This is a genomic window from Nocardia pseudovaccinii NBRC 100343 (genome assembly GCF_001613225.1).
GTDB lineage: Bacteria > Actinomycetota > Actinomycetes > Mycobacteriales > Mycobacteriaceae > Nocardia > Nocardia pseudovaccinii.
Genome location: NZ_BDBY01000324.1, coordinates 1 through 1,510 on the forward strand (window position 1 = coordinate 1; position 1,510 = coordinate 1,510).

At 66.2% G+C, this 1,510-nt stretch carries 2 protein-coding genes; one reads left to right on the forward strand and one right to left on the reverse strand.

Features of this window, described 5'->3' with window-relative positions:
* Window positions 1-100 precede the first annotated feature (100 nt).
* Entirely contained in the window at window positions 101-1,012 is a 912-nt protein-coding gene (locus NP3_RS36500) for a phosphotransferase enzyme family protein (protein ID WP_063046280.1), read from the forward strand.
* A 187-nt stretch (window positions 1,013-1,199) separates the two neighbouring features.
* Here NP3_RS36500 and NP3_RS49440 read toward each other — a convergent pair.
* Window positions 1,200-1,510, reverse strand: a 311-nt coding sequence (locus tag NP3_RS49440; RefSeq protein WP_169814641.1) for a hypothetical protein, incomplete at its 5' end; no start/stop codon positions are given.

Below are 1,510 nucleotides of genomic sequence, written 5' to 3' on the forward strand. Positions count from 1 at the left end.
TGAAGACCTTCCTGCGCCACCTCGAGCCCCGCGCATGAGCACACCGGCCGCAGTAATACAGCATTCGGCAGTATCGGAGCTGTCCCCTAGCCTGGACGGCGTGGCTCGCTCATCGGCATCGGCGTTCCTGCCCGACATGGTTGACAAAGTGCTGATTTCAGCGTGCCGGGCAGCTGGTCTGGATCCCGCCGATGCGGTCATGCTCCGGCTGGGTGAGAACATGCTCTACCAGCTGGCCTCAGCGCCGGTCGTTGTCCGCATCGCACGCAACCTGCAGCATTGGGACGACGCCGCCAAGGAGATCGCGGTCGCGAACTGGCTTGCCGCCCAGCGATTCCCGGCCGCTCAGACCTACAACATCGGTGACCGAGCCCAGCCGATCCAGATCGACGGGCACCCGGTCACATTCTGGCGTTTCATCCCGGGGCGAGCAGCCAACCTCGACGAAACCGGCATCCTCGGTGGACTGCTGCGCCAGCTGCATCGCCTCGACCGGCCCGCCGACCTGTTGCTCCCGGCCGTGCAGGCATTCGGGCACGTTCCGGCACGCCTGGACACCGCGCCGATCCCGGCCGCGGACGCCGATTTCTTGCGGCACCGAGTACGCGAGTTGGAGCAGGAACTGCAAACGCTGACCTTCCAGCTCCCGGTGACCGCGCTGCACGGCGATGCCCACGTGAAGAACGTCATGATCCGCGATGACGGCCAGGCGGTGTTGATCGATCTCGAGGCGTTCGCGTTCGGGCCGGCGGAGTGGGATCTGGCCAAGACAGCGGCCGAGGCGTCGATGGGGATGCTCGACGCAGACGCGTATGCCGCGTTCGCGGAGAGCTACGGCTACGACATCACCACCTGGTCCGGGTGGCCGATCCTGCAAGGGATCCAGCAAATAAAGATGACCTCCTGGCTATCGCAGAACGTCGATCACTCCGCGCGCGTCCGCGGCGAATACGAGAAGCGGATCCGCACGCTGCGCACCGGCCAACTGACCGAACCCTGGCGAGGTCTCTGACCGTCTGGACACCACCCCCTGGACCCCGCTGTTCGCATCTGGACTTAGCACCTCCGCACACGAGAGAGGTCCCGCCATATCGGCGGGACCTCTCTTTGTCGAATGATCCTGAGACTGCGCCAAACCAGGGCCGTTTTCTGGCCGCCGACAAGGTTGCCGGCGGCCAGAATCGACTACTCCGCCCTCGTCAGGCGGCCGCACCGTCCCCGAAGCCGCGGATCTCTGCAGCGAGTGCGCGGATCTCCTCGATCAGCGTGGACAGCTCGCCGTCGTCGGCCGCGCCGGTCGACCAGGCGCGCGCCAGACCCTCCAGACGTTCCGCCAGCGGCACGAGCACCGCGCACACCTGGGCCAGCGGCGCACGCTGGGCCTGGAGCAGCGTGATCGCCAGGAAGTACCGGTAGAACAGCATCATCGACGGATTCCGGGACTGCTCAGCGCCCAGGTTCGAATCCAGCAGATTCAGCGTCGACAGCGGCACGAGAGGGTTCAGCCCCG